General features: G+C 32.0%; 26 protein-coding genes and 1 tRNA gene. 12 read left to right on the top strand and 15 right to left on the bottom strand.

The window, feature by feature from the left end; translation table 11 throughout:
• The 4 genes from fabF to pyk all read left to right on the top strand — a co-directional run bounded on the left by fabF (window position 1) and on the right by pyk (window position 4,066).
• Window positions 1-1,251 (top strand): beta-ketoacyl-ACP synthase II, encoded by a 1,251-nt coding sequence (gene fabF, locus ASC41_RS08855; protein WP_055436280.1) that lies wholly within the window; start codon window positions 1-3, stop codon window positions 1,249-1,251.
• A gap of 7 nt (window positions 1,252-1,258) precedes the next feature.
• A complete protein-coding gene (rnc, locus tag ASC41_RS08850; protein WP_055436279.1) occupies window positions 1,259-2,002 on the top strand; it encodes a ribonuclease III in 744 nt (247 codons plus the stop codon).
• A gap of 151 nt (window positions 2,003-2,153) precedes the next feature.
• Entirely contained in the window at window positions 2,154-2,642 is a 489-nt protein-coding gene (locus ASC41_RS08845; protein ID WP_055436278.1) for an IPExxxVDY family protein, read from the top strand.
• On the top strand, window positions 2,642-4,066 hold the full coding sequence (gene pyk, locus ASC41_RS08840) for a pyruvate kinase (RefSeq protein WP_055436277.1): 1,425 nt from the start codon (window positions 2,642-2,644) through the stop codon (window positions 4,064-4,066). Before ASC41_RS08845 ends, pyk begins: the two co-directional genes overlap by 1 nt.
• Window positions 4,067-4,271: 205 nt before the next feature.
• On the opposite strand, the gene ASC41_RS08835 is transcribed toward pyk, so the two are convergent.
• The 7 genes from ASC41_RS08835 to ASC41_RS08810 all read right to left on the bottom strand — a co-directional run bounded on the left by ASC41_RS08835 (window position 4,272) and on the right by ASC41_RS08810 (window position 11,307).
• Window positions 4,272-5,432, bottom strand: coding sequence for a metal ABC transporter permease (locus ASC41_RS08835; protein WP_055436276.1), 1,161 nt, complete (start codon window positions 5,430-5,432; stop codon window positions 4,272-4,274).
• Complete coding sequence (locus tag ASC41_RS08830; protein ID WP_055436275.1) at window positions 5,425-6,552, bottom strand: metal ABC transporter permease; 1,128 nt, start codon at window positions 6,550-6,552, stop codon at window positions 5,425-5,427. Before ASC41_RS08830 ends, ASC41_RS08835 begins: the two co-directional genes overlap by 8 nt.
• On the bottom strand, window positions 6,552-7,289 hold the full coding sequence (locus tag ASC41_RS08825) for a metal ABC transporter ATP-binding protein (protein ID WP_055436375.1): 738 nt from the start codon (window positions 7,287-7,289) through the stop codon (window positions 6,552-6,554). The genes ASC41_RS08830 and ASC41_RS08825 overlap by 1 nt, the downstream gene beginning before the upstream one ends.
• Window position 7,290: 1 nt before the next feature.
• Window positions 7,291-8,094, bottom strand: coding sequence for a hypothetical protein (locus ASC41_RS08820; protein ID WP_152971450.1), 804 nt, complete (start codon window positions 8,092-8,094; stop codon window positions 7,291-7,293).
• A gap of 4 nt (window positions 8,095-8,098) precedes the next feature.
• On the bottom strand, window positions 8,099-9,013 hold the full coding sequence (locus ASC41_RS08815; RefSeq protein ID WP_055436273.1) for a metal ABC transporter solute-binding protein, Zn/Mn family: 915 nt from the start codon (window positions 9,011-9,013) through the stop codon (window positions 8,099-8,101).
• Between the two features lie 41 nt (window positions 9,014-9,054).
• Complete coding sequence (locus ASC41_RS17295) at window positions 9,055-9,387, bottom strand: TonB-dependent receptor (RefSeq protein ID WP_152971449.1); 333 nt, start codon at window positions 9,385-9,387, stop codon at window positions 9,055-9,057.
• A gap of 96 nt (window positions 9,388-9,483) precedes the next feature.
• Window positions 9,484-11,307: a TonB-dependent receptor domain-containing protein gene (locus tag ASC41_RS08810; RefSeq protein ID WP_152971448.1), complete on the bottom strand. Its 1,824-nt coding sequence runs from the start codon at window positions 11,305-11,307 to the stop codon at window positions 9,484-9,486.
• Between the two features lie 103 nt (window positions 11,308-11,410).
• Here ASC41_RS08810 and ASC41_RS08805 point away from each other — a divergent pair, with 103 nt between their 5' ends.
• Together ASC41_RS08805 and ASC41_RS08800 are read left to right on the top strand one after the other, a co-directional pair.
• Window positions 11,411-12,064 carry a metal-dependent transcriptional regulator gene (locus tag ASC41_RS08805; protein ID WP_193786895.1) on the top strand — a complete coding sequence of 218 codons (654 nt, stop codon included), beginning with the start codon at window positions 11,411-11,413 and terminating at the stop codon, window positions 12,062-12,064.
• A 2-nt stretch (window positions 12,065-12,066) separates the two neighbouring features.
• On the top strand, window positions 12,067-12,483 hold the full coding sequence (locus ASC41_RS08800; RefSeq protein ID WP_055436271.1) for a hypothetical protein: 417 nt from the start codon (window positions 12,067-12,069) through the stop codon (window positions 12,481-12,483).
• 199 nt (window positions 12,484-12,682) lie between these two features.
• On the opposite strand, the gene ASC41_RS16805 is transcribed toward ASC41_RS08800, so the two are convergent.
• The 4 genes from ASC41_RS16805 to ASC41_RS08785 form a co-directional block, all read right to left on the bottom strand.
• Window positions 12,683-12,814, bottom strand: coding sequence for a FeoB-associated Cys-rich membrane protein (locus ASC41_RS16805; RefSeq protein WP_152971447.1), 132 nt, complete (start codon window positions 12,812-12,814; stop codon window positions 12,683-12,685).
• Window positions 12,814-14,916 (bottom strand): ferrous iron transport protein B, encoded by a 2,103-nt coding sequence (gene feoB, locus ASC41_RS08795; protein ID WP_055436270.1) that lies wholly within the window; start codon window positions 14,914-14,916, stop codon window positions 12,814-12,816. Before feoB ends, ASC41_RS16805 begins: the two co-directional genes overlap by 1 nt.
• Window positions 14,909-15,142: a FeoA family protein gene (locus tag ASC41_RS08790; RefSeq protein ID WP_055436269.1), complete on the bottom strand. Its 234-nt coding sequence runs from the start codon at window positions 15,140-15,142 to the stop codon at window positions 14,909-14,911. Before ASC41_RS08790 ends, feoB begins: the two co-directional genes overlap by 8 nt.
• A gap of 72 nt (window positions 15,143-15,214) precedes the next feature.
• Window positions 15,215-15,889 (bottom strand): SCO family protein, encoded by a 675-nt coding sequence (locus ASC41_RS08785; protein ID WP_055436374.1) that lies wholly within the window; start codon window positions 15,887-15,889, stop codon window positions 15,215-15,217.
• A gap of 168 nt (window positions 15,890-16,057) precedes the next feature.
• Between ASC41_RS08785 and rseP the strand changes: the two genes are divergently transcribed.
• The 4 genes from rseP to ASC41_RS08765 all read left to right on the top strand — a co-directional run bounded on the left by rseP (window position 16,058) and on the right by ASC41_RS08765 (window position 18,840).
• The gene (gene rseP, locus ASC41_RS08780) at window positions 16,058-17,404 is read left to right on the top strand and encodes an RIP metalloprotease RseP (RefSeq protein WP_055436268.1); all 1,347 of its coding nucleotides are present in this window, start codon (window positions 16,058-16,060) and stop codon (window positions 17,402-17,404) included.
• A gap of 69 nt (window positions 17,405-17,473) precedes the next feature.
• A tRNA-Asn gene (locus ASC41_RS08775) sits at window positions 17,474-17,547 on the top strand.
• Window positions 17,548-17,679: 132 nt separating this feature from the next.
• The gene (locus tag ASC41_RS08770) at window positions 17,680-18,288 is read left to right on the top strand and encodes a hypothetical protein (RefSeq protein ID WP_055436267.1); all 609 of its coding nucleotides are present in this window, start codon (window positions 17,680-17,682) and stop codon (window positions 18,286-18,288) included.
• A gap of 54 nt (window positions 18,289-18,342) precedes the next feature.
• Entirely contained in the window at window positions 18,343-18,840 is a 498-nt protein-coding gene (locus tag ASC41_RS08765; protein WP_055436266.1) for a hypothetical protein, read from the top strand.
• Window positions 18,841-18,878: 38 nt separating this feature from the next.
• Here ASC41_RS08765 and dprA read toward each other — a convergent pair whose 3' ends face one another.
• Complete coding sequence (gene dprA, locus ASC41_RS08760) at window positions 18,879-19,982, bottom strand: DNA-processing protein DprA (RefSeq protein ID WP_055436265.1); 1,104 nt, start codon at window positions 19,980-19,982, stop codon at window positions 18,879-18,881.
• A gap of 104 nt (window positions 19,983-20,086) precedes the next feature.
• Between dprA and ASC41_RS08755 the strand changes: the two genes are divergently transcribed.
• Complete coding sequence (locus ASC41_RS08755) at window positions 20,087-21,025, top strand: HU domain-containing protein (RefSeq protein ID WP_055436264.1); 939 nt, start codon at window positions 20,087-20,089, stop codon at window positions 21,023-21,025.
• Between the two features lie 155 nt (window positions 21,026-21,180).
• A complete protein-coding gene (locus ASC41_RS08750; protein WP_055436263.1) occupies window positions 21,181-21,690 on the top strand; it encodes an acyl-CoA thioesterase in 510 nt (169 codons plus the stop codon).
• A 71-nt stretch (window positions 21,691-21,761) separates the two neighbouring features.
• Here the strand turns inward: ASC41_RS08750 and ASC41_RS08745 are convergent, their stop codons facing one another.
• The 3 genes from ASC41_RS08745 to ASC41_RS08735 are packed head-to-tail and all read right to left on the bottom strand — an operon-like array spanning window position 21,762 to window position 25,132.
• Complete coding sequence (locus ASC41_RS08745) at window positions 21,762-22,991, bottom strand: murein hydrolase activator EnvC family protein (protein WP_055436262.1); 1,230 nt, start codon at window positions 22,989-22,991, stop codon at window positions 21,762-21,764.
• Window positions 22,991-23,767, bottom strand: a complete 777-nt coding sequence (gene lolB1, locus ASC41_RS08740; protein ID WP_055436261.1) for a lipoprotein insertase outer membrane protein LolB1 — start codon at window positions 23,765-23,767, stop codon at window positions 22,991-22,993. Before lolB1 ends, ASC41_RS08745 begins: the two co-directional genes overlap by 1 nt.
• Complete coding sequence (locus tag ASC41_RS08735; RefSeq protein WP_055436260.1) at window positions 23,768-25,132, bottom strand: tetratricopeptide repeat protein; 1,365 nt, start codon at window positions 25,130-25,132, stop codon at window positions 23,768-23,770.
• Between the last annotated feature and the right edge of the window lie 10 nt (window positions 25,133-25,142).

Here is a 25,142-nt window from a genome sequence, read left to right as displayed (position 1 = left end):
ATGGAACTAAAGCGAGTTGTAGTTACGGGTCTAGGAGCACTTACACCTATTGGAAACACCAAAGATGAATATTGGGATGCCCTACTTAAAGGTAAAAGTGGTGCTGCGCCTATAACGTATTTTGATACTGAAAAGTTTAAAACAAAATTCGCTTGTGAGTTAAAAAACTTTGTCGCAACCGATTTTCTAGATAGAAAAGAGGCGCGAAAAATGGACAGGTTTACGCAGTACGCAATGGTCGCATCTGATGAGGCTATTGCGGACTCAAACCTAAATTTAGATACCATCAACAAATTAAGAGTTGGTGTTATTTGGGGAGCAGGAATTGGAGGATTGGAAACGTTCCAGAACGAAGTATTAAACTTTGCCGCTGGAGATGGTACACCAAGATTTAATCCTTTCTTTATCCCAAAAATGATTGCAGATATTGCACCAGGAAACATATCTATTAAAAATGGATTTATGGGACCTAACTACACAACTGTATCTGCTTGCGCATCATCTGCTAACGCAATGATAGATGCTTTAAATTATATTCGTTTAGGACATTGCGATGTTATTGTTACAGGTGGTAGTGAAGCCGCTGTAACTATTGCAGGAATGGGCGGATTTAATGCTATGCATGCATTATCAACAAGAAATGAAAGCCCAGAAACAGCTTCAAGACCTTTTGATGGAACTAGAGATGGTTTTGTTTTAGGTGAAGGTGCTGGAGCAATTATTCTTGAAGAATACGAACATGCAAAAGCAAGAGGCGCAAAAATTTACGCTGAAGTATTAGGTGGCGGTATGTCTAGTGATGCTTACCACATGACAGCTCCACATCCAGAAGGAATAGGTGTTATTGCAGTTATGAAAAACTGTTTAGAAAACGCTGGTTTAAAACCTGAAGATGTAGACCACATTAATACACATGGAACATCTACACCGCTTGGTGATGTTGCAGAACTTAAAGCTATTACTGAAGTTTTTGGTGATCACGCTAAAAACATCAATATAAATTCTACAAAATCAATGACTGGTCACTTATTAGGTGCAGCTGGTGCTATTGAGTCTATTGCATCTATTTTAGCAATGGAACATGGTATCGTGCCTCCAACAATTAACCATACAGTTGTTGACGAAAGAATAGATCCTAGTTTAAACTTAACGCTTAACCATCCTCAGAAACGCGAAATTAAAGTCGCGATGAGTAACACCTTTGGTTTTGGCGGACATAATGCTTGTGTATTATTTAAAAAGTTAGATTAAAGCTTTAATGAAAAGAATTCGAAACATATTCTCAAAATCTAAAAAAGAAAAAGGAGAATTCTTTACAACCATTTCAGAGATTATAGGCTACAAACCTAAAACGATTAAACACTTTAAAACAGCGTTTACACATCGTTCTATGAATATTAAAAACGAGAATGGTCATATTATAAATTATGAACGCTTGGAGTTTTTAGGCGATGCTATGCTAAGTTCTGTAATAGCGCATCACTTGTATATTGAAGTGCCTAGTGGTGACGAAGGTTATCTAACAAAAATGCGCTCTAAAATTGTAAGTAGAGAACATTTAAATGAGCTTGGTCGTGACTTAAAACTTATCAAATTAGTAGAAAGTAAAATTCCAAAAGGGCAGTTTGGTGATAATATTCATGGTAATTTATTCGAATCCTTAGTAGGTGCTATTTATTTAGATGGTAACTATAAAGCTTGTGAGAAATTTATTTACAAACGTGTTATTACACCTTTTGTAGATATAGAGCAGCTTGAAGGAAAGGTTATTAGTTATAAATCATTATTGATTGAATGGTGCCAAAAAGAAAAAAAGACGTTCGATTATAATGTTTACGAAGATACTGGCAACGATAATATTCGTCATTTTTCTGTAAAACTATCTATAGACGATAAAATAGTATCAAAAGGTAGAGCAACTTCTAAAAAGAAAGCAGAAGAAAAAGCATCAAAACGCGCTTTTTTTGTGTTTCAAAATCAAATTTCGAAAGCTTTTTCATAAGTTATTGTTACTTTTCTTACTTCAAAATAAATTAAAAGTGAACTATAACGTTTTCGTGTTATGTTCTTGTTAAGATTCACTAAAATTAGCCACTTCAAACCATTTTAAATACTATATTTACATTTCTGTCAAAGAAAAAATTAGTATCAATATGGCAATTAAAAAACTCGTTTTAGATGATTTTTTAGAAGAGGAAGACTTCTCGCTTATTGGTATTCATTGCACTATTGAAGATTATCGCTTAGCTTACTTACTTAATAAAGCTTTAGAATTGAAGCTAGTAAGGCAAGACAATGATATCGATAACAACAATAATAAAACAGCTTTTTCTATTTTTGAATGGCAGGACGATACACAATTTAAAACTTGGAATTTAGTATCTAACACTTGTAAAGTAACTACAAGCCAAACGGATAACAATACCGATTCACTATTTAGTTTTAATCCAACTGTAACAAAAACACACCATTTGGTGCCAGAGTTTAGCAAGGCCAATTACTTGTTAAAGATTAATAATGAGTTTAATTCTAAAAAAGAAAAACTCATTTTAGAAAAAATACTAAAAATAGATCAAGTTATTACAGCTTACAGTATAACTCCTGAAAGCTTAAAATCTAAAGATCAACTAATATTCAACTAATGTTAAGAAAGAAAACCAAAATAGTAGCGACCTTAGGTCCTGCGACAAGTAGCAAAGAAGTTTTAAAAGGTATGTTAGACGAAGGTGCTAACGTTTTTAGAATAAACTTCTCGCATGCAGATTATGATGATGTAAAAGAACGCGTACAAATGATACGTGAACTTAATGATGAATTTGGTTACAACGCTTCTATTTTAGCAGATTTACAAGGTCCTAAATTACGCGTTGGTGTAATGAAAGGCGAAGTATACGTACAACCAGGAGATGAAATTATTTTCGCAACTGGAGAACGTTTTGAAGGCACGAAAGAACGTGTTTACATGACTTACGACAAGTTTCCTCAAGATGCAAAAGCAGGAGAACGTATTCTTTTAGACGATGGAAAATTAATTTTCGAAGTTATTTCTTCAGATAAAGTATCAGAAGTAAAGGCTAAAGTTATACAAGGTGGTCCATTACGGTCTAAAAAAGGTGTAAACCTTCCAAACACAAACATCTCTCAACCTGCTCTAACAGAAAAGGATATTGAAGATGCTAAATTTGCTTGCGAATTAAAAGTAGATTGGTTAGCATTATCATTCGTGCGTCATGCCGAAGATTTAATGATACTACAAGAGCTTATTAAAAAGCATAGTGAACATAAAATTCCAATTATTGCTAAAATTGAAAAACCAGAAGGTGTTGCAAACATCGATAAAATTGTTGCTTATTGCGATGGTCTAATGGTAGCTCGTGGAGATTTAGGAGTAGAAATTCCAGCAGAGGAAGTACCATTAGTACAAAAGCAATTAGTATTACGTGCTAAAAAAGCAAGAATACCAGTAATTATTGCTACACAAATGATGGAAACAATGATCGATAGCCTTACGCCAACGCGTGCAGAAGTTAACGATGTTGCAAACTCTGTAATGGATGGTGCTGATGCAGTAATGTTATCTGGAGAAACAAGTGTTGGTAAATACCCAGTACAAGTTATTAAGCAAATGGCAAACATTATTCGCAGCGTTGAAAATAGTGATTTAATTAACGTACCCGGAGAGCCTCCACATATTCGTACAAAACGTTACATCACGAAATCTATTTGTTATCATGCAGCGCATATGGCAAACGATATCAATGCAAAAGCCATATCAACACTAACAAATAGTGGTTATACAGCCTTTCAAATTTCGGCTTGGAGACCAAAATCTCATATATTAGTATTCACATCTAACAGGCGAATTTTAACGCAACTTAACCTACTTTGGGGAGTTACAGCATTCTATTACGATAAGTTTGTAAGTACAGACGAAACGATAGAAGATGTAAATAAATTAGCTCAAGACATGGGCTACCTTGAAAAAGGAGACATGCTTATTAGTCTTGCAGCCATGCCAATTCAAGAAAAAGGAATGGTAAACACATTAAGAGTTACGGAAATTTAGTAAGCAATTTACAGTCGCAGTAATACAGTATTTATTCGGATAAATAAAAATAATTTGGGCGTTACCTAAAGGTCGCGCTTTCCGCAGTCGCTCTCTGCGAGGAGCTTCAACAATGCTTCAATCGCTAACGCAGACCAAGGACAGTAAATATAAATTAGAACCAGTTACAATTTTGTAGCTGGTTTTTTATTTGTAAAAGCATTAATTAACCTCTAAACAAAAAGAAGTCATCTTTCATGTCTTCAATCTGGGTATCTTCATTGGTAATAATATAATCAATCGCTTTAGAGGTAAACGTATCACCTTTTTTGGTAAGTGAAACAATATTTTTATCCACAACAATCATATTATTCTTAAGTGCTAATTCCAAAACAGTTTTGGCACGTACTTTTTGCCAATTAATATGTTCTCGTAAATGATTAACATGTCTTTCTTCTAACTCATTATGGTTTTTTAAATGCAGTAAAAACGTTAATAAAGACACCTCAGTACGTTGTTGCTTTTCGCGATACATAACAGCAATTATACCTTTACTTGGTGCAAACAAATACACGAGCAAAAACAATAAACCTAACATAGTAGTAATAGAACCAGCAATAGAAGCGTCTAACCAATGCGCAAACCAATAACCAGAAATAGCACTCATAACGCCAAAAGTGATAGCGAGCCCTAACATCTTCTTTAAATCGGTAGTTAACAAATAGGCAGCAGCAGCAGGTGCAATCATAAGAGCGACTACTAAAATAGCACCTACGGCATCAAAAGCACCAACAGTTGTCACCGAAGCTACACTCATAAGCCCATAATGAATAATTGCAGGAGAAAACCCTAAAGAAGCAGCTAAACCAGCATCAAACGTACTTACTTTTAATTCCTTAAAAAAAGCAATAAGAAGCGCAACCGTAATACACAAAATAACACCAATAATCCATAACGCTTTTGGTCCAACATCTACTCCAGAAATTAATAACCTATCAAAAGGTGCAAAAGCCAATTCTCCCAAAAGCACTGCATCAACATCTAAATGCACATCATTGGCATTTTTGGCAATTAAAATAACACCAATACTAAACAGTGCAGGAAACACTAAACCAATAGCAGTATCTTCTTTAACCAATCCTGTTTTTTGAATATACTCTACCAAAACAACTGTAATAATACCAGTAAAAGCAGCAAATAAAATTAATAAAGGCGAATTAAGATCTTGTGTTATAAAAAAACCAATAACAATACCCGGAAGTATCGAATGACTTATAGCATCGCTTATCATCGCCATTTTACGTAACACCAAAAATGTACCAGGAATAGCGCAGGCAATGGCCACTAAACTCGCAATAAGCTGTATTTCTATTTGAGCGTTATTCATCTTCTGTAGATTGTTTAGTATATAAATTTTCGGCAGTTTCAAAACCAACTTTGGTTAAACTCCACATATTTCCTTCTAGTTCTACATAATCCATTTCAACTAATTTCTGAAGTGTTTTACGCGTATAACCTTGAAAGCTATTTAATAATTTAATAGCATGAGGATGCGAAACATTCTCATGTGTTTCTGCAATATGATGCATAAAGGCTAACGTTTTATGTAACTCTAAATCGCGTCTGTTTTTAATAAATCGTATTTGCTTAAATAGCAATCCACGACTTGGTGAAAACACAAAAGAAAACAATACAAAAACCGAAGCTACCAACACAATTACTGGTCCTGTAGATAAATTGGTTTGGCTTGCACTAATTGCTGTTCCAAAAACACCAGAAAAAGCTCCAAAAATAGCAGCCAAAAACACCATTGTTGCCAAACTATTTGTCCATTGTCTTGCCGCAGCAGCAGGTGCTAAAAGCATAGCACTCATTAAAACTACACCAACAGTTTGCAAACCTAAAACAATGGCTAATACAATAAAACTAGTAATTAATATATCTATAAATTTAGTATTGAAACCTAATGTTTTAGTGTAATCTGCATCAAATAATAAAAGTTTAAATTCTTTCCAAAACAATAACAAAACAAACAAACACAAGCCAGTAACTATAGCCATTAACCAAACATCGCTTTCTACTAAAGTAGCTGCTTGTCCAAAAAGATATTTATCTAAACCAGCTTGATTAGCATTAGGTTGTTTTTGTATAAACGTTAATAATAACATACCAAAACCAAAAAATAGAGATAAAATTAAACCTAAAGCGGTGTCACTTTTTAAATGTGTTTTTTTAACGATACTTCTAATCCAAAACGTACCAACTAAGCCACTAACCAAAGCACCTAAAAGCAATGTATTAGAATCTTTTGCTCCAGTAATTAAAAAAGCGATTGCAATTCCTGGTAAAGCGGCATGCGAAATAGCATCACCAAGTAAACTTTGTTTTCTAAGCACTGCAAAACTACCAAGCATTCCTGTTACTGCTCCTAAAATTGCAGTTCCTAGTGTGATGGTTCTTAGTGTATAGTCACTAAAGACTAATGAAAAATATTCTTGGATATCCATTATTCTTGAACACTTACTTTAAAATTAATACCATAGGTTTTTGTTAAATTATCATCATTAAAAATGTCTTTAACTGGACCTGTAGCAATTTTCTTTACATTTAAAAACGTTACCCAATCAAAATATTCAGGAACCGTTTGTAAATCGTGATGTACAACAATTACGGTTTTACCTGCTTTCCTTAATTCTTTTAAAATATTAATAATAGCAATTTCTGTTGTTGCATCAACACCTTGAAATGGCTCATCCATAAAATAAATAGATGCATTTTGCACTAAAGCACGTGCTAAAAATATACGCTGTTGTTGTCCACCAGACAACTGATTAATTTGTCTATTTTTAAAGGCTAACATTCCAACTTTTTCCAAAGCTTCTAAAGCTGCTTTTTTTTCTTTTTGTCTTGGTCTTTTAATCCACCCCAAACTTCCATACGTTCCCATCATAACAACGTCTAAGGCTGTAGTTGGGAAGTCCCAATCAACACTTCCTTTTTGTGGTACGTATGCAACTAATTGCCTCTGTTTTTGGTATGGTTTACCATAAATAGTAACACTACCTGCAATAGGTTTTAAAATACCTAAAATAGACTTTATAAGGGTTGATTTTCCAGCACCATTTGGTCCAACAATAGCCATTAAAACACCTTCCGGAATTTCTAAATCAATATCCCAAAGTACAGGTTTATAGTTGTAAGCTACTGTTAAATCGTCTACCTTAACTGCTATTTGTTTACTCATGTTATTCAAAATTAATCTCAATTTGAAATCTTTCTTTAGCATTCTTATTCCTCATTCCGTACTCTAGTATTGCTAAGTTAGATTCATTAACAGATACAGAGTCTTTATATATTAAATTAGAGAAGTTTGCTCCTGCTTTATATAATTTATAATCTAAATATTGACTTAGTATTCCGTCTTCTGAAGTAATAATTATCTTGAATAGAACGAAATAATTTGGAGCTATTTCTAATACTTTAGAATTGTAAAAATCTAGCTGACTGTCTAAACTGAAGCCTTTATTATCTCTATTAATAAAAAACTCCTTTACTTTTAATTTATAACGACTGTCTTTGAAAACCTCTTTGATTTCGTTTCTATAATACTCATTTGTTCCTTTATAATTCTTTTTTATACTAGCTATAGCATTTGGCAACTCGCTTTTATCTACGGTAAAGTAAAACTCAATATTACTAATATGAGAATCTTCATTATCCATATTTAAATTAGGACAAAATCTATATTGTTGCCTTATATATAAATCTAACTTTCTCCAAATCTTGACTTCTAAAGATAAGCTACTCTCATTTATTTTCAAATCTGAAAAACCTAAATAAGAAACAGAATCTATTGTATTCCCACCTTCAGCATCAAACTCAATTGTAGCTTTAATTATTTTAACCTTAGAATATTTCTGAATAGAATCTAAGTTTAAATTTACAAATTCATGTAGATCTAAAATGTTTGAATCTACATCACAAGTATATTCTTGTGAATAGGCAAACATAGAAACAATACAAACTAGTAATTTAAAAATTATTTTCATTAATTTATTTCAAGGCATTTACAATTGTATTCACATTATACTCAAACATTCCTATATAAGTTCCTTCTACAGTTCCTGCACTACCAAGCGCATCAGAATACAAAGTACCTCCAATAACAACTTCGTGGTCTTTAGATTTAACAGCTGCTTGCAATGCTTCAATAGTACGTTTTGGCACAGAACTTTCTACAAAAATAGCTTTTACCTTATTTTCTATTATAAAGGTAGCTAATTTTTGAACATCTTGTACTCCGGCTTCTGTAGCTGTACTTATACCTTGAAGACCGACAACATTAAAACCGTAATTTTTCCCAAAGTAATTAAAAGCATCATGCGCAGTAACAAGTATTCTTTTTTCTTTTGGAAGTGTTTCTATAGTTGTTAAAACCTTTTCTTCTAACGTTTCTAATTTTTTAAGAAATAGTGTTTCATTTTCTAAAAAAGTAGCAGCATTTTTAGGATCTTTTTCAGATAAAACCGCAGTAACTTTTTTAGCAAATTGCTTAAAAAAAGCAATATTAAACCACACATGCGGATCGTAATTTGAAGCAAAATATTCCGAACCTATTAATTGAGACTTATCTAAAGCTGCACCAAGCTCTATTGTATTTGTAGTTTTGCTTCCCATTTTCTCGAAAACCTCAACCAGCTTTCCTTCTAAATGTAAGCCATTATAAAAGATAACATCTGCATTTACTAATTTAGACACATCACCTTCACTTGCTTTAAATAAATGCGGATCTACTCCACTTCCCATTAAACCTTGTGTATTTACTAAATCGCCACCAATGTTATTAACCAAATCGGTTATCATTGTTGTTGTAGTGACCACATTTAGTTTACCTGTATCTTCTTTAACATCGTTTTTACAAGCAAATGTAATGACGGCTAATAGTAATATTATTATGTTTTTTTTCATGAGTCTAAAAATTTGTTGTGAAGGTACTAAAAATGATGCAATTAGTTTAAAGTATATCTCAGACCAAGAAAAACACGTCTCCCTTGGTTTGGTCCATAAACATACGAAGGATCAAAAGTAAGCGCATAAGGATTATTAGCTGTTACTTGTGCGTTTCCTTGATTGTCAAACTGCACCTCTTCATCAAAAGGATCATTTGCTCTTGCTATAATAAATGGATTATTATTATTTGGTGTCCAATTTAAAATATTTTTTACACCACCATATATTTCAAAATTATTAAAACCATCGTACGTAGCTTGAATGTTTTGAATACTCCATGTTGGCAAATACTCTTGTCTTGGATCTAAATCACCTAAAGTTGGTAATCGCATTGGGCCATAAATATTTCCCGTATAATCGAACGTTAAATTTGTTGGATAATTTTTATAAGAAAACGACCAAGTACCTGTAAAGCGTTCTGTTAATATTTACCTAGTTTTTACATCATTTTCTGTTTGATTAACGTCTTGAACCGTAACACCCAAACCTCCTGATATTCCACTACCAAAAACTGCATCAACATTTAAACTAAAACCTTTTGACTCTGAAAAACCATCTAGGTTATCGTAAATAATTTGATTTGGATTGGTGCCGTAATCTGGAATAATAGCATTAGAAAAATAAGTATACCAAGCAGAAGCATCTATTGTAAATTGCATTCCATTTTTAGTGTATATTTTTTTTAAGTAATTAACATTTACATTAAACGATTGCTCTGGTTTTAACTCCTCTTCTACAATAACATCACGAGAACCTGTTAAGGCTGCATGCTCTTCGGTAAACAAGTTAACCACTCTAAACCCTGTTCCTGCGTTTACTCTAAAAATATCATCGCTTGTAGGTTTATAACGATATGCCACTCGCGGCGTTACAATAGAACCATGACGTTTATCGTAATCATAACGCAGTCCTAAAAGTACTTTTTGTTTTTTAGTTAAGGTAATTTCGTCTTGCACAAAAACAGATGGAATTATAATATTATCTGCTTCTACAGTTGCTGTAGTATTGTCGTTATAATAATTATAGCGTCCTGCAACGCCAAAAAGTAAATCATGATTTTTTAAAGGTTTATCCCAAGTTATCTGCCCGAAACCTATACGCTGCTGTGCTAAATAAGGCACATTACCATAAACCGAATTTTGGTCATGATCTGAATATGAAAACTGAAAATTCATGTTTTCCTCTACTGGTAATTGGTACTCTCCAAGCAACTCGTATCGTGTGGTATAAATACTTTCACCATAAACTTCGTCTCCACCTCTAAAACCTTTATTCCATTGTAATTCTCCTCCCCAACGGTCTTCGTAAAAAAAACGTCCTGCAAGAGAAAATTTCTTTTTACTCTCTCTACTAAAACTCCATTTTTGAAATACCGAAATACGGTCTTGCAGCGTTAAGTCTGTAAAATTATCGTTGTTATTATCTATTGGATTATCATATTTAAAATAATTTGTACCAAACAAAAGTGTCGCTTTTTCACCAACTTTTGTTTTAAAACCAATATCTGCATTTACTTCTCCCCAACCACTAACATAACTATCTGCAAAAACAATAGGCGCATGCTCTGGAAGTTTTGTAATTATATTTATTAAACCACCAACAGCTTCACTGCCGTAAAGTGATGACGCAGGACCTTTTACAATTTCAATTTGTTCGATTAAAGAATTTGGAATTCCTGACAAACCATAAACAGTAGATAAACCACTTACTATAGGCATACCGTCGATTAAAACCAAAGTATAAGGCCCTTCTAAACCATTAATATGAATATCTCCAGTATTACAAACATTACAATTTAGCTGTGGTCTTACTCCGTTTACATTCTGAAGTGCTTCGAAAATGTTTGGCGTTGGATTCTTTTTTAAGAAAGCAGGTGTATACACCTCAACAGGCACCGGACTTTCTAAACGACTAACCGCTTTTAACGTTCCTGTTATTACAACTTCACCTAAAGCTTGATTTTCTAGTAAATCGAAATTAACAATACTATTAGCATTAGAAACAATTATACTTTTTTTTCTTGAGTTAAAACCTGTAAACGAAGCAATAATTTTATATTCTCCTGAAGGCACATTTTTAATCTCGAAAGAACCATCCTCTTCGCTTGTTGTTCCTAAGGTTGTGCCTTGTAAATAAACATTAGCATATGGTAATGTTTCTCCTTCGGAAGTTATTACTCCAGAAATAGCGACTGTATTTTGAGCTTGACAAAACAAGCCTAAACAAAAAATAAAAGTAGTTATTCGTTTCATGAAATTTATATTTTGCACAAATGTAAATAAAAATTTAGACTAATCTAAATTTAAATTTTAGAAAATTATATTACTATATTTGTTTCTGTTATATAAACCTATGATTACACTTACTGAAGAAAATTATATTAAAGCTATTTATCACCTTGGAAAACAAGGTGTAGAAACGGTAAATACAAATGCTATTGCAGAAGCTTTACAAACTAAAGCCTCATCGGTAACAGATATGTTAAAGAAATTAGCAGAGAAAGGTTATGCCGATTACATAAAATACCAAGGTGTAAATTTAACTGTACAAGGAAAGAAAATTGCAATAGGCATTATTAGAAAACACCGCCTTTGGGAAGTTTTTTTAGTTGAAAAACTAAATTTTAAATGGGATGAAGTGCACCAAGTTGCTGAAGATTTAGAGCATATAAAATCTGAAAAACTAATTGACCAATTAGATGCTTATTTAAAACACCCAACTCACGATCCACATGGTGACCCAATACCAGATAGAGATGGTAATTTTAAACAAATTGAAAAAATATTATTATCACAAGCCATTTTAGGAAACAAATACAAATGTGTTGGTGTTAAAGATACATCTTCTGCTTTTTTAAATTATTTAGACGCTAATGCTATAGCTTTAGGAACAGAAATTGTATTACTACATAAAGAACCTTTTGATCAGTCTATTAAAATTGAAATAAATAATCGTGAAATTACAGTCTCTCAAAATGTTGCTAAAAATCTATTTTTAAAAACTGTTTAATTATGAAATATTTACTTTCCGTTTTAGTATTTTTTACCATGCTATTTTCGTTTGCTCAAGACTCTACAACGGTTAAAGTAAAAACACCTAAAATTGTTTCTAAATTAATCTATGGTAAAACCATTAGTATAGATGATTTAGAATTAAAATTTATTAGTTTAGAAAGCGATTCTCGCTGCCCTACAGGCGTGCAATGTGTTTGGGCTGGTGAAGCTATAGCAATAGTAGATGTTTATAAAAATGGTCAAAAATTAGAACAAAAGAAAATTACTTTTCCTAATAGAAAAAAAATTTTAACCGGTAATTTATTTTCATCTGAAACACTTAACATTTCTGGATTAAATATTGCTCCGTATCCAAAACATAATATTAAAATTAAGCCTGAAGACTACTATATTCAATTAGATATTAGAAACTAATTTTTATTTAAATAAAATAGAAAAACCTCATAAGCTTAAAACTTATGAGGTTTTTTTATGTTTGAGTAAGTGCGTTAAGGATGGAACGGTCTGTTTGAGCTCTTTTTTGTTTTTCTCAAAAAAAGCGAGTAGTGACAGCCTGTTAAAACGCCCAAAACTTATAGCTTAAAAAAAATGTTATTCTATTTTTTTGAACTGTTTAGTGGCACCCGCAATCATCTGTTCCGCAAGTTTTTTTAGACTTCTTTTTCCAGAAATACTTCTTTACAAGAAATCCTACAGCAAAACTTAAGATTATTAAAACGATAATATTTTGAAGTGTTGTGCTCATTATTTTAAGAATTGATATGCTATTAATGCAAAAATATATGCAATAGCCGTCATGATTGTAAATTGATAAACTGGCCATTTCCAACTATTGGTTTCCTTTTTTACAATTGCTAAAGTACTCATACATTGCATGGCAAAAGCATAGAATAATAGTAGTGAAATTCCTGAAGCAAAATTAAATAATGGTCCGCCAAGAATTGGATTTATTTCGCCTGCCATTCTGTTTTTTATGGTTTCTTCGTCATCACTACCTACACTATAAATAGTTGCTAGCGTACCTACAAAAACCTCACGTGCTGCGAAAGAACTTACAATGGCAATACCAATTTTCCAGTCGTAACCTAAAGGTCTAATGGCTGGCTCAATAGCATGTCCTGCAATACCAATAAAAGAATGTTCTAGTTTGTGTGATGCTATTTTATGTTCTAAATCGTCTGTACTTAAATTATCTTGAGCGTATTGTTCTGTTATAATATTTTCGGCATTATTAAATTGTTCACCTGGCCCATAAGAAGCCAATACCCAAAGGACAATTGAAATTGCTAAAATTATTTTTCCCGCACCAAAGATGAAAGATTTTGTTTTTTCTAAAACCGTTAATGCTACGTTTTTTAAAAGTGGCACTTTATAGTTTGGCATTTCGACAACGAAAAACGACTTACTTTTTATTTTTAGAATTTTATTTAAAACCCAAGCCGAACCAACTGCTGCACCAAAACCTATTAAATACAATAACATTAATGTTAATGCTTGATAGCTTAAACCTAATATTCGTCCTTCCGGAATAACTAATGAAATAATAATTAAATATACCGGTAAACGCGCAGAACAGGTTGTAAAAGGCGTCACTAAAATGGTAATTAAACGTTCTTTCCAGCTTTCTATATTTCGTGTTGCCATTATTGCAGGAATAGCACAAGCAGTACCCGAAATTAAGGGCACAACACTTTTACCGCTTAGTCCAAAACGACGCATGACTCTGTCCATTAAAAATACCACACGACTCATATACCCACTTTCTTCTAAGATGGCGATAAAAAGGAATAAGAATGCAATTTGAGGTATAAAAATAACAATTCCACCAAGCCCAGAAATAATACCTTCGGCAATTAAATCTGTTACCTTCCCTCCTCCCGGGAAGGTATCTTTCACCCAATTACTTAATGATGCAAAAGAGGAATCTATCCAGTCCATAGGTATACTTGACCAATCGTAAATAGCTTGAAAAATAGTTAAAAGAATAAAAAAGAAAATAACATATCCCCAAATTTTATGCGTTAGAATACGATCTAATTTTGCACGTACATCTGTTGCTTGAGACGCATCTATAGTTTGTCCTTTTTTAAGAACATTGTTAATAAACTGATAGCGTTTTATAGTTTCTTTTTGCTGAAGTCTTTTTAAGTCACCTTCAGATTTTGTTTTAAAACTAGCAATGGCATCTATAACTTTTCTATCTGTTTTACCAAAATTTACATCTTGAGTAATAACCAACCATAATTTATATAACAGTTGATTAGGAAAAGCATTACGTAATCTATTAAAGTACTCTACATCAATATCCGATGCGCTTAAACAAGGCTTAATAGAGAGTTCTTTATAATTAGCAATTTGTTGTTTTAAGTTATCTATACCTTCGTTTTTACGCGTACTAATAACCGCTATTTTAGTTTCTAATTGCTGTTCTAAATATTCGATATCTAAGGTAATACCTTTTCTACGCATTCTATCCGCCATGTTTACCACTAGCAAACAAGGAATTTCGAGATCTTTAATTTGTGTAAAAAGTAAAAGGTTACGTTTAAGATTTTCTACATCACTAACAACAACAGCTACGTCTGGAAAATCTTTATCGTTTCTATTTAAAAGTAATTCTATAACTACGTTTTCGTCTAAAGACGATGCATTTAAACTATACGTACCCGGTAAATCTATAATGTGAGCTTTTACGCCACGTGGTAGCTTACAAATACCTTCTTTTTTCTCTACGGTAATACCTGGATAGTTACCAACTTGCTGGTTTAAACCAGTAAGAGCATTAAAAACTGATGTTTTTCCGGTATTAGGATTTCCTATTAAGGCTACATTTAATTGCTTACTCATCTATTCTATCTATTAAAATGTGAATAGCAGTCTCTTTTCTAATTGCTAAATGACTTCCATTAATGTTTAGATATAATGGATCTGAAAAAGGTGCAACTTGTACTAACTCGACAAGATTACCAGGAAGGCATCCCATTTCAAGAAGTTTTAAAGGTATTAATACTGATGAGACATCTGTAATTATTCCTTTTTCTCCGCGTTTTAAATGTGCTATTGTATGTTGCAAGCTTATTTAGATTGATTTTAAAGAAGCAAAAGTAAGAGAAAAAACTTAAGCTAAAAATTTAAAACCTAAAAACTATTGTTTTTCCATGCGTTTTAACTTTTCTATATCATTTAAGAGCTGAGAAATGGCTTCTGGATCTGTGCCATCATAAAAACCACGAATTTGACGTTTTTTATCGATAAGCATAAAATTTTCGGTATGGATCATATCGTACTTATCTCCGTTACCTACAGATTTTACAGCTAAGTAACTTTTTCTTGCAAGCTCGTAAATTTGTTTTTTATCTCCTGTTACAAGGTTCCACTTAGCATCGTTAACTCCTTTTTTTATTGCATACTTTTTAAGCTGAGCAACACTATCGATAACCGGAGTAACAGAATGAGATAACAACATAATATCATCATCTTTTAATATTTCTTTTTGAATAACACCCATATGATCTGTCATTATCGGACAAATAGTCTGACAAGTAGTAAAAAAGAAATCGGCTACGTAAATTTTATCTTTGTAATCGTTTTGGGTGATGGTTTTTCCGTTTTGGTTTATTAAACTAAAATCGGCTATTTTATGATACCTTTTTACATGCTGAATTGTACTGTCAACCAAAGTCGTTTCAACGTTATTGGGTTGGTAGATAGGTAATGGTTTTTCAACATTAAGAATGTTATATATTATTAAAACAATTACAGCTGAGAGGATAAAAAATCCAATCGCAAATTTTTTATAATCTTTAAAAAAAGAAAGCATAAAAGCAAAATTTAGTGGATATTTTGCAAAAATACAACGCAAACGTTTCTTAACCCATTTTTTTGGCTCATAAATTGCTATTAAAAGACAAAGCAATTAAGCAATAGCTTTTAAAACTAAGTCTAAATACTTACTTTTGGGCGTTATAAAAATGAATAGATAAACTACATGGGAATTATTATACAAATCTCTCAGTTTTTACTGGGTCTTTCACTATTAATCATACTTCACGAGCTTGGGCACTTTATACCAGCAAAATTATTTGGAACAAGAGTAGAGAAATTCTACTTGTTTTTTGATGTAAAATTTTCTCTTTTTAAGAAAAAAATTGGAGAAACTGTCTACGGAATTGGATGGCTACCGCTTGGTGGTTATGTGAAAATTTCGGGAATGATAGACGAAAGCATGGATACCGAAGCAATGGCCGAAGAACCAAAACCTTGGGAATTTAGATCTAAACCAGCTTGGCAACGTTTAATTATTATGCTTGGTGGTGTGTTTGTAAACTTTGTATTGGCTTATGTTATTTACTTTTTCCTGTCTTTTATTTACGGAGATCAGTTTAGAGACGCTAGCACTATTCAAGATGGTTATTTAGTTGAAAATCCATTATTAACAGATTTAGGTTTTAAAACTGGAGATAATATTACAAAGGTTGGTGATTATGTAGTTGAAAACGTTTCGGATATAAAAGGAAATTTTATTGGAGCAAAAACAATAACATTTATTAGGGATGGTGTAGAGCAAACCATTACAATGCCTGTAGATTTCTTAGGTCAGTTTTCAGATAGTAAACGTAGAGATTTATTCGAAATGCGCTATCCATTGATGGTTGTTAAAGCTTCAGACACATCTGCAAATAAAGGAGCAAACCTTAAAGACAAAGATGTTATTAGAACTGTTGGAGGAAAAACAATAAAATATATAGATCAATTAAAACCTGTTTTAAACGATTTAAAAGGTCAAGAAGTAGAGGTTACACTTTTAAGAGACGAAAAGTTAATTACTGAAAAATTAAAAATAGATGATAATGCTAACCTAGGTATTGTATATTATTCGGGAGCAGATTCTAAAACAATGGAGAAGCTTGGCTATTATAAAATGAAAACTAAAGAGTACTCTTTTGGAGAGAGCTTTGCAGGAGGTTATAATAAGTTTACTGGCCAAATGGGTAAATACTTTGGACAGCTTAAAGAAATAGGAAATGTAGAGACTGGTGCTTACAAAGGTGTTGGTGGTTTTTACGCCATTTTAAATGTCTTTCCAGATTACTGGCACTGGCAAACTTTCTGGAGCATTACAGCTTTTCTATCGATTATGTTAGGTGTACTTAATTTATTACCAATTCCTGCTTTAGATGGAGGGCATGTTATGTTTTTACTGTACGAAATGATCTCTGGACGCAAGCCAAGTGATAAATTTATGGAATATGCACAAACTGCTGGTTTCTTTATTTTAATAGGCCTGGTGCTGTTTGCGAACGGAAATGACATCTTTAAAGCAATTTTTAATTAAAAAAATTAAAAATAATTTTGCAGATACTAAAAAAGAATATATATTTGCACTCGCAATAGCGAAAAACACTCCTCTTTAGCTCAGTTGGTTAGAGCATCTGACTGTTAATCAGAGGGTCCTTAGTTCGAGCCTAAGAAGAGGAGCAAGTTTACAGAAGCCACTAGAAATAGTGGCTTTTTTTATGGAGTAAACTTTCACTCACTCAAAGGAGCCTTTCACTCATTGGCTCTCGTTTAGTTTTAATAAATATTCAATCTTTGTTAAAAATTAATACAATGAGAAATACTACATTATTAATAATCTTACTTATCACTTCTTTATCCTTTAGTCAAACACTAACAGGTAAAAAAGCACTTAAAAAGTTTAAATATTCTAAAAACTCAGAAATAACAGTATATTATAATGATAGTATAACATATAAAAAAAACAATAAACCAACAGGAGTCTTTTTGAATAGTAAATTTATTAGCACTAACTTATCACTAATAACTATAAATCAAGAACAAATTGAAAGTCTTAATATTGAGAAAACGACCTTTAAAATAGAAGGCAAAGAATATTATGGAAAGATTTTAATAAAAATGAAGGCAGGATATAAGTCAAACTTTATATCATTAAATACTCTTTCTGCAAAACACCTCAATTTAAACAAGAATCCAATTATCTTTAAAATTGATGACAAAATAATTTCGGAAGACTACGACAGTTATTTAATTGATGAGACATTTGTTTTAAGAATTATAGTTAACAAGTTAAAAACTTCTGAAAAAAACACAGAAATCAACCTAGTTACAGTGATTACAAAAACGAAAGTTAATATAGAAAAATCGAATAAAAAGAAAATAATTATTAGAGGTAACGAAATACTATTGTCTGAAAATTAATAATTTTATTCTTTAAGTAACAAATTATATATTATTCATACTAACTAGATAATTATGAAACAATTTCTTTCAATATTATTAATGCTTTTAGTTTTCTCTTGCAGTGCTCAAGAGGAAGAAATTGACATTACTGGCAATTGGTATCTTGAAGCAACAAATTCAGGAGAAGCGTTATACTATAATGAATTTTTTATAAACGAAGAGTCTTTTTTTAAATACAGTTACCCAATAGGAATGAGCCATGGATATAGCTATGTTTACGAAGATAATATACTCCATTTAATTGATTTAGATAATACAAAACTAACAGGTATGCAAATATCAAGCATTGATAAGAACACCATTATTCTATTATTTGACAATGATAAAACTATTACTTACCAAAGAATTTTAGACAATAAAGTAAAGCTCAAAAAACTTGCTACAGAATACCATCCTAATTTCACCAAAGAAGAAAAAATCGCTTTTGAGAACACCTATTTGGAAGCATTCTTTTCTCGCAAAGCTGAATGGGAAAAAACACATGAAAGTATGGATTATTTTGAAGATTAGATTTTGTCATTCCTGCGGAGGCAGGAACCCACAAATAACTAAATAACCTCAAACAATTTTCCTGGCAAAGGTCTAACAACACCTTTTAATTCCATATTTAACAACAAACCAGCAATTTTAAAAGTAGGCATATTACAGTTTAGTGCTATAATATCTAACATTACTTTATCCTTATCTTTTAAATAATTGTAAATTACTTTTTCGTTATCATCAAGCTCTATAAACAACTGTTTTTGTATTACCGGTTTTTTATTGTCTTCTAATTGCCAATTAAGTATGTAAGGCACATCTAATGGCGTAGATAATAAATGTGCTCTTTGCTGTTTAATTAAATTATTACAACCAACACTCTGCGAATCTGTTGTGCGACCAGGAACTGCAAACACATCTCGATTGTACGAATTTGCAATATCAGCAGTTACCAAACTACCTCCTTTATTAGCAGACTCGATAACTATAGTTGCTTCGCTAATACCTGCAATAATGCGATTACGTTTTAAAAAATTATTACGATCGAATTTAGCAGTACTCCAGAAGTCGGTATAAAAACCACCATTACCTTCTACCTCTGCCATATATTTTTTATGAGTTTTAGGATAGATTTGGTTTAACCCATGAGCCAAACAGCCAATAGTTTGCAAATTGTGTTTTATGGCTGCCTTTTGCGCAGTAATATCTGTACCATAAGCAAAACCAGAAACAATTACAGGATCGTAAATAGCAAGCTCTTCTACTAATTTTTTACAAAAGGCAATACCCGAAGTTGTAATTTTACGTGCACCTACAATACTAATAATATGTTTTTTATTAAGGTTTATATTTCCAGCTTCGAAAAGTAAAATAGGACTATCTATACAGTGTTTTAATCTTTCAGGATATGAATCGGAATTAAAATAGTGCGTTTTTATGCCTTCAGCTTTAATAAAATTAAGCTCAGCTTCTGCTGCTTCAAAATGGTTTCGACTAAATAAATCGGAAATTGTAACACTCCCAATGCCGTCAATTTTTAAAAGATTTTGTTTCTTTTCTTTAAGCACAGCTTCAGCAGAACCACAGTGCGATATGAGTTTTTTTGCTGTTACATCACCAATTTTAATGACATTTTGTAGCGCTAATATGTATATTAAGTCATTTTCCGTCATTTTATCTAATTGATTTTGAGACTACAATAAAAGAATTTTAACGGTGTTAATAACTAATAGAGCCTACATTTTATTGGCTAACAAAAAATCTTAACTTTGTTTCTATGCAATTAGAGACTTACATAAGCGATTTATTATACCGTTACGAATGTGTTACTGTACCTGAGTTTGGTGCATTTTTATCACAACGCGTATCTGCAACTGTTCACGAAACTACAAATGCCTTTTATCCGCCAAAAAAACGATTATCGTTTAATGAGCAAATACAAACTAACGATGGCTTATTAGCACGTTACATTGCCGATATAGAAAAAATTCCGTTTGAAACTGCTAACGAAAAAATTGCTAAACGTGTAAAATCTCTTAAATCTAATTTAACTGAAGGTAATACTCTTTCTCTTGAAAATATTGGTGATTTAAAGCTTAATATTGAAGGTAAAATTGAATTTGACCCTAGTTATAACTTAAATTACTTAACTGATGCTTTTGGATTATCTCAACTAGTTTCTCCTGCTGTAACACGTGAAGTTTACAAGGAAGAAGTAGAAGCAATAGAGAAAGTAATTCCTTTAACAATTACTCCAGAAAGACGAAAAACAAAGCCTTATCTTAAATATGCAGCTATTGCATTAATTGCATTAACTATTAGTGGCTTAGTTTCTGGAAATTACTATGTAAATGAGATTAAATCTCAAAACCAGGTTGCCCAAGAAGAAGCTAATACACAGTTAGAAACTAAAATTCAAGAAGCTACATTTATTATTAGTAATCCATTGCCTGCTGCAACATTAAATGTAAGTAAGCAATCTGGAAATTACCATATAGTTGCAGGTGCTTTTAGAGTAGAAGAAAACTGTCTTACAAAAGTAAAACAACTTCAAGATCAAGGTTTTAAAGCTAGAAAAATTGGTATTAACAAATACGGTTTACATCAAGTTGCTTACGCTAGTTTTAATGATAGAAATGAAGCGCTACGTGAGTTAAATTCTATTCGTCAAAACAATAATGAATCTGCTTGGTTATTAGTTAAAAACTTAAACTAAACTCTTTTTCTTAATATTTACTAAAACTTAAGGCTGAATTTTTAAATCGGCTTACCTTTGCATTTTTAAATTTGAAATTTTTCTAAATACTACATTCACAAAGTGTCTATTAAGAAAAACTCATTAAACAGATTCCTGCTTTTGCAGGGAATATTATGGAAGCAAGAACAGCAAAAGACTCAAGAACAATAATGACGGATATGGTTTTACCTGGTGAAACCAACCCAATTAATAACCTTTTTGGTGGCGAACTATTAGCAAGAATGGATCGTGCTGCAGGTATTAGTGCGCGTCGCCACTCTAGACGTGTTGTAGTAACAGCATCGGTTAATCATGTTGCTTTTAATCGTGCTATTCCTTTAGGAAGTGTTGTTACTGTAGACGCAAAAGTTTCTCGCGCTTTTAAAAGCTCTATGGAAATTTATATAGATGTTTGGATAGAAGATAGAGAATCTGGTGTAAAAGCAAAGGCTAACGAAGCTATTTATACTTTTGTTGCTGTAGACGAAACAGGAAGACCTGTTCGTGTACCAGAATTAACTCCCGAAACAGAATTAGAAATTGAACGTTTTGAAGGCGCTTTAAGACGCAAACAACTAAGTTTAGTTTTAGCTGGAAAAATGAAGCCACATGATGCAACAGAGCTGAAGGCTTTATTTGAGTAGAAATATAGCTTTAAAATATTTTGATAATAAATTAAGATAAAAAGGATAATATTGCTCCGTTCTCAGGAATGCTACATCTTAAAAATCCAACTCGAAGGATTTTGAGTTTTATTATCCTTATCAATCCTAAATTTTAAAATGGTTTCACCTGTTGTAGGATTAGTAAAAACCTCTCCAATTTCCTGTTTAGTAGTTACCTTATCGCCAGTCTTAACAAATATTTTACCAAGATTTTGATACGTAGTAATATAGTTACCATGCTTTACCATTACAATAGGATTACTACGTTTAGGTTTTAAAATACCCATAACTTCTCCATTAAACACGGCACGCACCTTCGCTCCTTTTTCGGTAGAAATTCTTACACCATTACTATTAATAGTTAAATTTCTATCTACAGGAGACGGCTGCTTACCATAACGTAGTTTTACAACACCTTTTTCCACAGGCCAAGGCAACTTCCCTTTACTACCTAAAAAGTCTGCAGCAAGCGCCTTAGCCTCTGCTGTTAATGCAAAACCCTTAGACTTTGTTGTTGTTTTAGCACCAGCTTTTTTATTAGAAGCTGCAATAGCATCTCTAATTAACTTATCTATCTGGTTATCTATTCTTTTTGCTTCTTTTTGCTTAGCTTTAATTTGAGCCGTATATTTATTTAAGTCTTTTTTAATAGACGCCATAATAACTTCATGCTGCTTACGCTCAATTTCTAAAGTCTTTTGTTCTTTTTTATTTTCTGTAATTAGTTTGCTCTTTGCTTCTTTTTGAACTAATAGATTGGTGTTTGCTTCTTGAAGTGCAATGGTTTTAAGCTTTATTTTATCGGCTTGCTCCTTTTGGTAATCTGCATATTGGTTTAAATACTGAACACGTTTATAGGCTTGTTTAAAGTTTGTTGAAGACAATAAAAACATAATACGACTTTGCTTATTCTTATTTTTATATGCTTTCTGAAGCATTTTAGAATAACCATCTTTTAAAACCGTTAGCTCATCACGATTTGCTGTAATTTGTTTTTGATTGGTATTAATTTCTCGCGTTAATAAATTTGCTTGCTGGTTCGTTACTTTAATAAGATTCTCTCGAACACTAACCTTATGATTAAGATCTTCTATTTGTGAAACTTCCGATTTTTGTTTAGAATTATTTGAAGCTAACAGTGCATTTATTTGCTGAATTTCTCGCGACAATTCTATACGTCTAGCCTCTAATTCCTTTTGCTTTCCACTTTGCGAAAAAACAAAAGCACTGCAAAAAAACAGCACGCTAAACACTAATATTTTATGTTGAAACTCTCGCATTATTTTAATTCTATTAGATCGTATCCTGAAGGAACCTTAAACGGAAACCTTAGATCTTGGTTTAATTGTATACCTTTATATTCAAGGTCAATTTTTAGTTCTTTATCGTTTTCGATTGCAATAATTTTAATGCGCTCAGGAAGAATTTCTTTCTCTACTTCTTGATATGCTAAATAGTTTATCTCTAAATGACGTTGCTCTTTAGATTGCGCTATTTGTTGAGAATCCATTTTAAAATGGGTAGGATTAAACAATAAAAAGACTTCAAATAAATCTTCTTGGTTTTTAGGCTGTAGCATATACGAATTTTCATAAACTGAAGCTTCGTAGTCTTTTGTATTTGGCTTAAATATAGGCTCTCCCAAAAGTAAAGCCTGTACTTTATAAAAATCTAATTCTGTACCTAATAGCTCACTTAAATAAGTAAAATCTCCATCAAAATAAGTACCATCTAACTTGTTATAAAACGCAACTCTTTTTGGTGTAATTAATGCTTTTACTATACCGAGTTTACTCATCCAAATGGTTTTATCTTTTTCCATTCTTAAAGAAACCGAAACAGATTGTGACTTATCACCATCGGTAGATTCAATTTTTAATCTTGAACTTAACGTATTAAAATTCGAATTACTCTTATCGTTGTTTTTTATAATTTGACGTGCAGAAAAATTAGCATTTAAGGTACCATTATCTGTGATTGTTTTAGCAGATCTACAACTTACTAAACCAATACAAAGTATAAGTATTAGCGATACTATTTGAGGTTTAAATGTCATTTACTTAGGAGTTTCTAACTTTTTGGCTTTATCACTAAACGTTTTTGCTTTAGCTAAATTGTTTAAACCAGTGTAAGCTTTGCTTAACTGTTTATAAAAATCGGCTTCCATTTTATTGTCTTCTATAATATAATCTAAGCCAGTTTCAAGTGTTTCGATAGCATTATCGTATTTAGCTAATTGGTTTAAAGCAACACCATTAGTAAGATAAAGTACTGGTTGCGAAGGATATTTTTCTAATCCTTCTTTACTTTTTTGTTCCGCTTTATCAAAGGCTTTTAAATCGATATGCAATAAAATAATATTCCTTAATATTCCAAAATTATCAGGTTCAAGAGCTTGAGCTTTTGTGTAATATTCTATCGCCGTTGTTTTATCTTTTTTAGCTAAATAATATTGAGCAATCTCGATAAAAGTCTTGGTATCGGCAGCGCTTTCGCTAACCAAAGATGTTATTTCAACTAAATCTTTTTCGTACTGCGGATTCTTATTTACAAAGTTTACAAAATCTGCAAGCACTTTTAACTTAGCTTCAGGTTTAATTTGCCTGCTATTTAAAACTACTTTCATCGATTTTATAGCCATTGCTGCTTCACCATCATCTAAATTGAATTTATACAATGCTAAATGCACTAATTGCGATTCTGGATGAACCTCTAATAGTTTTTTAGCTGTTTCAAATGCCTTTTTAGTATCGTTACTTTCGCTGTATCTAAAAATTAAAGCTAAGTAGTTTTTTTCGGCTTCAGGATTTTCGTCTACACGTTCTTCTAGCGTTTTTATTTGCTGTTTTTTTTGCCCAGTAGCATTATAAATTTGATTCCTTAAACGGTCTCTTTCGTCTGAGACACCCATTTCCTCATCTATATCATCCAATACTTTTAAAGCGTCTTTGTATTTTTTAGTCCTTACGTACAATGAAGCTAAGTCTTCCTTATAATCAGGATGATATTTCACTAATTGCTTTATTGTTTTTATGGCTTTGTCGTAATCTTTTTGCTGTGCATAACTTTCGTAAAGCTCGTCTAAATACCACTCGTTATCTGGTTCTTTGCTTACTGCCTTTTTAAGTGCATCTTCTGCTGCTCCAAAGTTTTTAAGTTTATTGTAGTTTTTACCTAACTCAAAATATAAAATAGATTCCGAATCGTCTATTTCAATACACTTTTGCAATGCATTAATGGCTTTATCGTAGTTCTCGATTGCCTTTTCTTGTAATGCTTTATAGAATAATTCCTGAAACTCATCCGATACATTTCCTAAATCGTCATTTGGTGTTGCATTAAAGTCTACTTGCGCAGAAGTAACTACCGGAAATAGGAGTACTCCGAAGATAAAAAGTAATATATAGCTTAGTTTATTCATTTATGTTAGA

It is taken from the genome of Lacinutrix algicola (assembly GCF_001418085.1).
Classification (GTDB): Bacteria; Bacteroidota; Bacteroidia; order Flavobacteriales; family Flavobacteriaceae; genus Lacinutrix; species Lacinutrix algicola.
Note: the sequence above shows the minus strand (reverse complement) of the source record. Positions and strands in the feature narration are given on the sequence as shown.

What these genes read in the sequence shown, in the direction of transcription:
- fabF (WP_055436280.1), top strand. Translation starts at nt 1, where the DNA reads ATGGAACTAAAGCGAGTTGTAGTTACGGGTCTAGGAGCACTTACACCT.
- rnc (WP_055436279.1), top strand. Translation starts at nt 1,259, where the DNA reads ATGAAAAGAATTCGAAACATATTCTCAAAATCTAAAAAAGAAAAAGGA.
- ASC41_RS08845 (WP_055436278.1), top strand. Translation starts at nt 2,154, where the DNA reads ATGGCAATTAAAAAACTCGTTTTAGATGATTTTTTAGAAGAGGAAGAC.
- pyk (WP_055436277.1), top strand. Translation starts at nt 2,642, where the DNA reads ATGTTAAGAAAGAAAACCAAAATAGTAGCGACCTTAGGTCCTGCGACA.
- ASC41_RS08835 (WP_055436276.1), bottom strand. Translation starts at nt 5,432, where the DNA reads ATGAATAACGCTCAAATAGAAATACAGCTTATTGCGAGTTTAGTGGCC.
- ASC41_RS08830 (WP_055436275.1), bottom strand. Translation starts at nt 6,552, where the DNA reads ATGGATATCCAAGAATATTTTTCATTAGTCTTTAGTGACTATACACTA.
- ASC41_RS08825 (WP_055436375.1), bottom strand. Translation starts at nt 7,289, where the DNA reads ATGAGTAAACAAATAGCAGTTAAGGTAGACGATTTAACAGTAGCTTAC.
- ASC41_RS08820 (WP_152971450.1), bottom strand. Translation starts at nt 8,094, where the DNA reads ATGAAAATAATTTTTAAATTACTAGTTTGTATTGTTTCTATGTTTGCC.
- ASC41_RS08815 (WP_055436273.1), bottom strand. Translation starts at nt 9,013, where the DNA reads ATGAAAAAAAACATAATAATATTACTATTAGCCGTCATTACATTTGCT.
- ASC41_RS17295 (WP_152971449.1), bottom strand. Translation starts at nt 9,387, where the DNA reads ATGCGATTACCAACTTTAGGTGATTTAGATCCAAGACAAGAGTATTTG.
- ASC41_RS08810 (WP_152971448.1), bottom strand. Translation starts at nt 11,307, where the DNA reads ATGAAACGAATAACTACTTTTATTTTTTGTTTAGGCTTGTTTTGTCAA.
- ASC41_RS08800 (WP_055436271.1), top strand. Translation starts at nt 12,067, where the DNA reads ATGAAATATTTACTTTCCGTTTTAGTATTTTTTACCATGCTATTTTCG.
- ASC41_RS16805 (WP_152971447.1), bottom strand. Translation starts at nt 12,814, where the DNA reads ATGAGCACAACACTTCAAAATATTATCGTTTTAATAATCTTAAGTTTT.
- feoB (WP_055436270.1), bottom strand. Translation starts at nt 14,916, where the DNA reads ATGAGTAAGCAATTAAATGTAGCCTTAATAGGAAATCCTAATACCGGA.
- ASC41_RS08785 (WP_055436374.1), bottom strand. Translation starts at nt 15,889, where the DNA reads ATGCTTTCTTTTTTTAAAGATTATAAAAAATTTGCGATTGGATTTTTT.
- rseP (WP_055436268.1), top strand. Translation starts at nt 16,058, where the DNA reads ATGGGAATTATTATACAAATCTCTCAGTTTTTACTGGGTCTTTCACTA.
- ASC41_RS08770 (WP_055436267.1), top strand. Translation starts at nt 17,680, where the DNA reads ATGAGAAATACTACATTATTAATAATCTTACTTATCACTTCTTTATCC.
- ASC41_RS08765 (WP_055436266.1), top strand. Translation starts at nt 18,343, where the DNA reads ATGAAACAATTTCTTTCAATATTATTAATGCTTTTAGTTTTCTCTTGC.
- dprA (WP_055436265.1), bottom strand. Translation starts at nt 19,982, where the DNA reads ATGACGGAAAATGACTTAATATACATATTAGCGCTACAAAATGTCATT.
- ASC41_RS08755 (WP_055436264.1), top strand. Translation starts at nt 20,087, where the DNA reads ATGCAATTAGAGACTTACATAAGCGATTTATTATACCGTTACGAATGT.
- ASC41_RS08750 (WP_055436263.1), top strand. Translation starts at nt 21,181, where the DNA reads ATGGAAGCAAGAACAGCAAAAGACTCAAGAACAATAATGACGGATATG.
- ASC41_RS08745 (WP_055436262.1), bottom strand. Translation starts at nt 22,991, where the DNA reads ATGCGAGAGTTTCAACATAAAATATTAGTGTTTAGCGTGCTGTTTTTT.
- lolB1 (WP_055436261.1), bottom strand. Translation starts at nt 23,767, where the DNA reads ATGACATTTAAACCTCAAATAGTATCGCTAATACTTATACTTTGTATT.
- ASC41_RS08735 (WP_055436260.1), bottom strand. Translation starts at nt 25,132, where the DNA reads ATGAATAAACTAAGCTATATATTACTTTTTATCTTCGGAGTACTCCTA.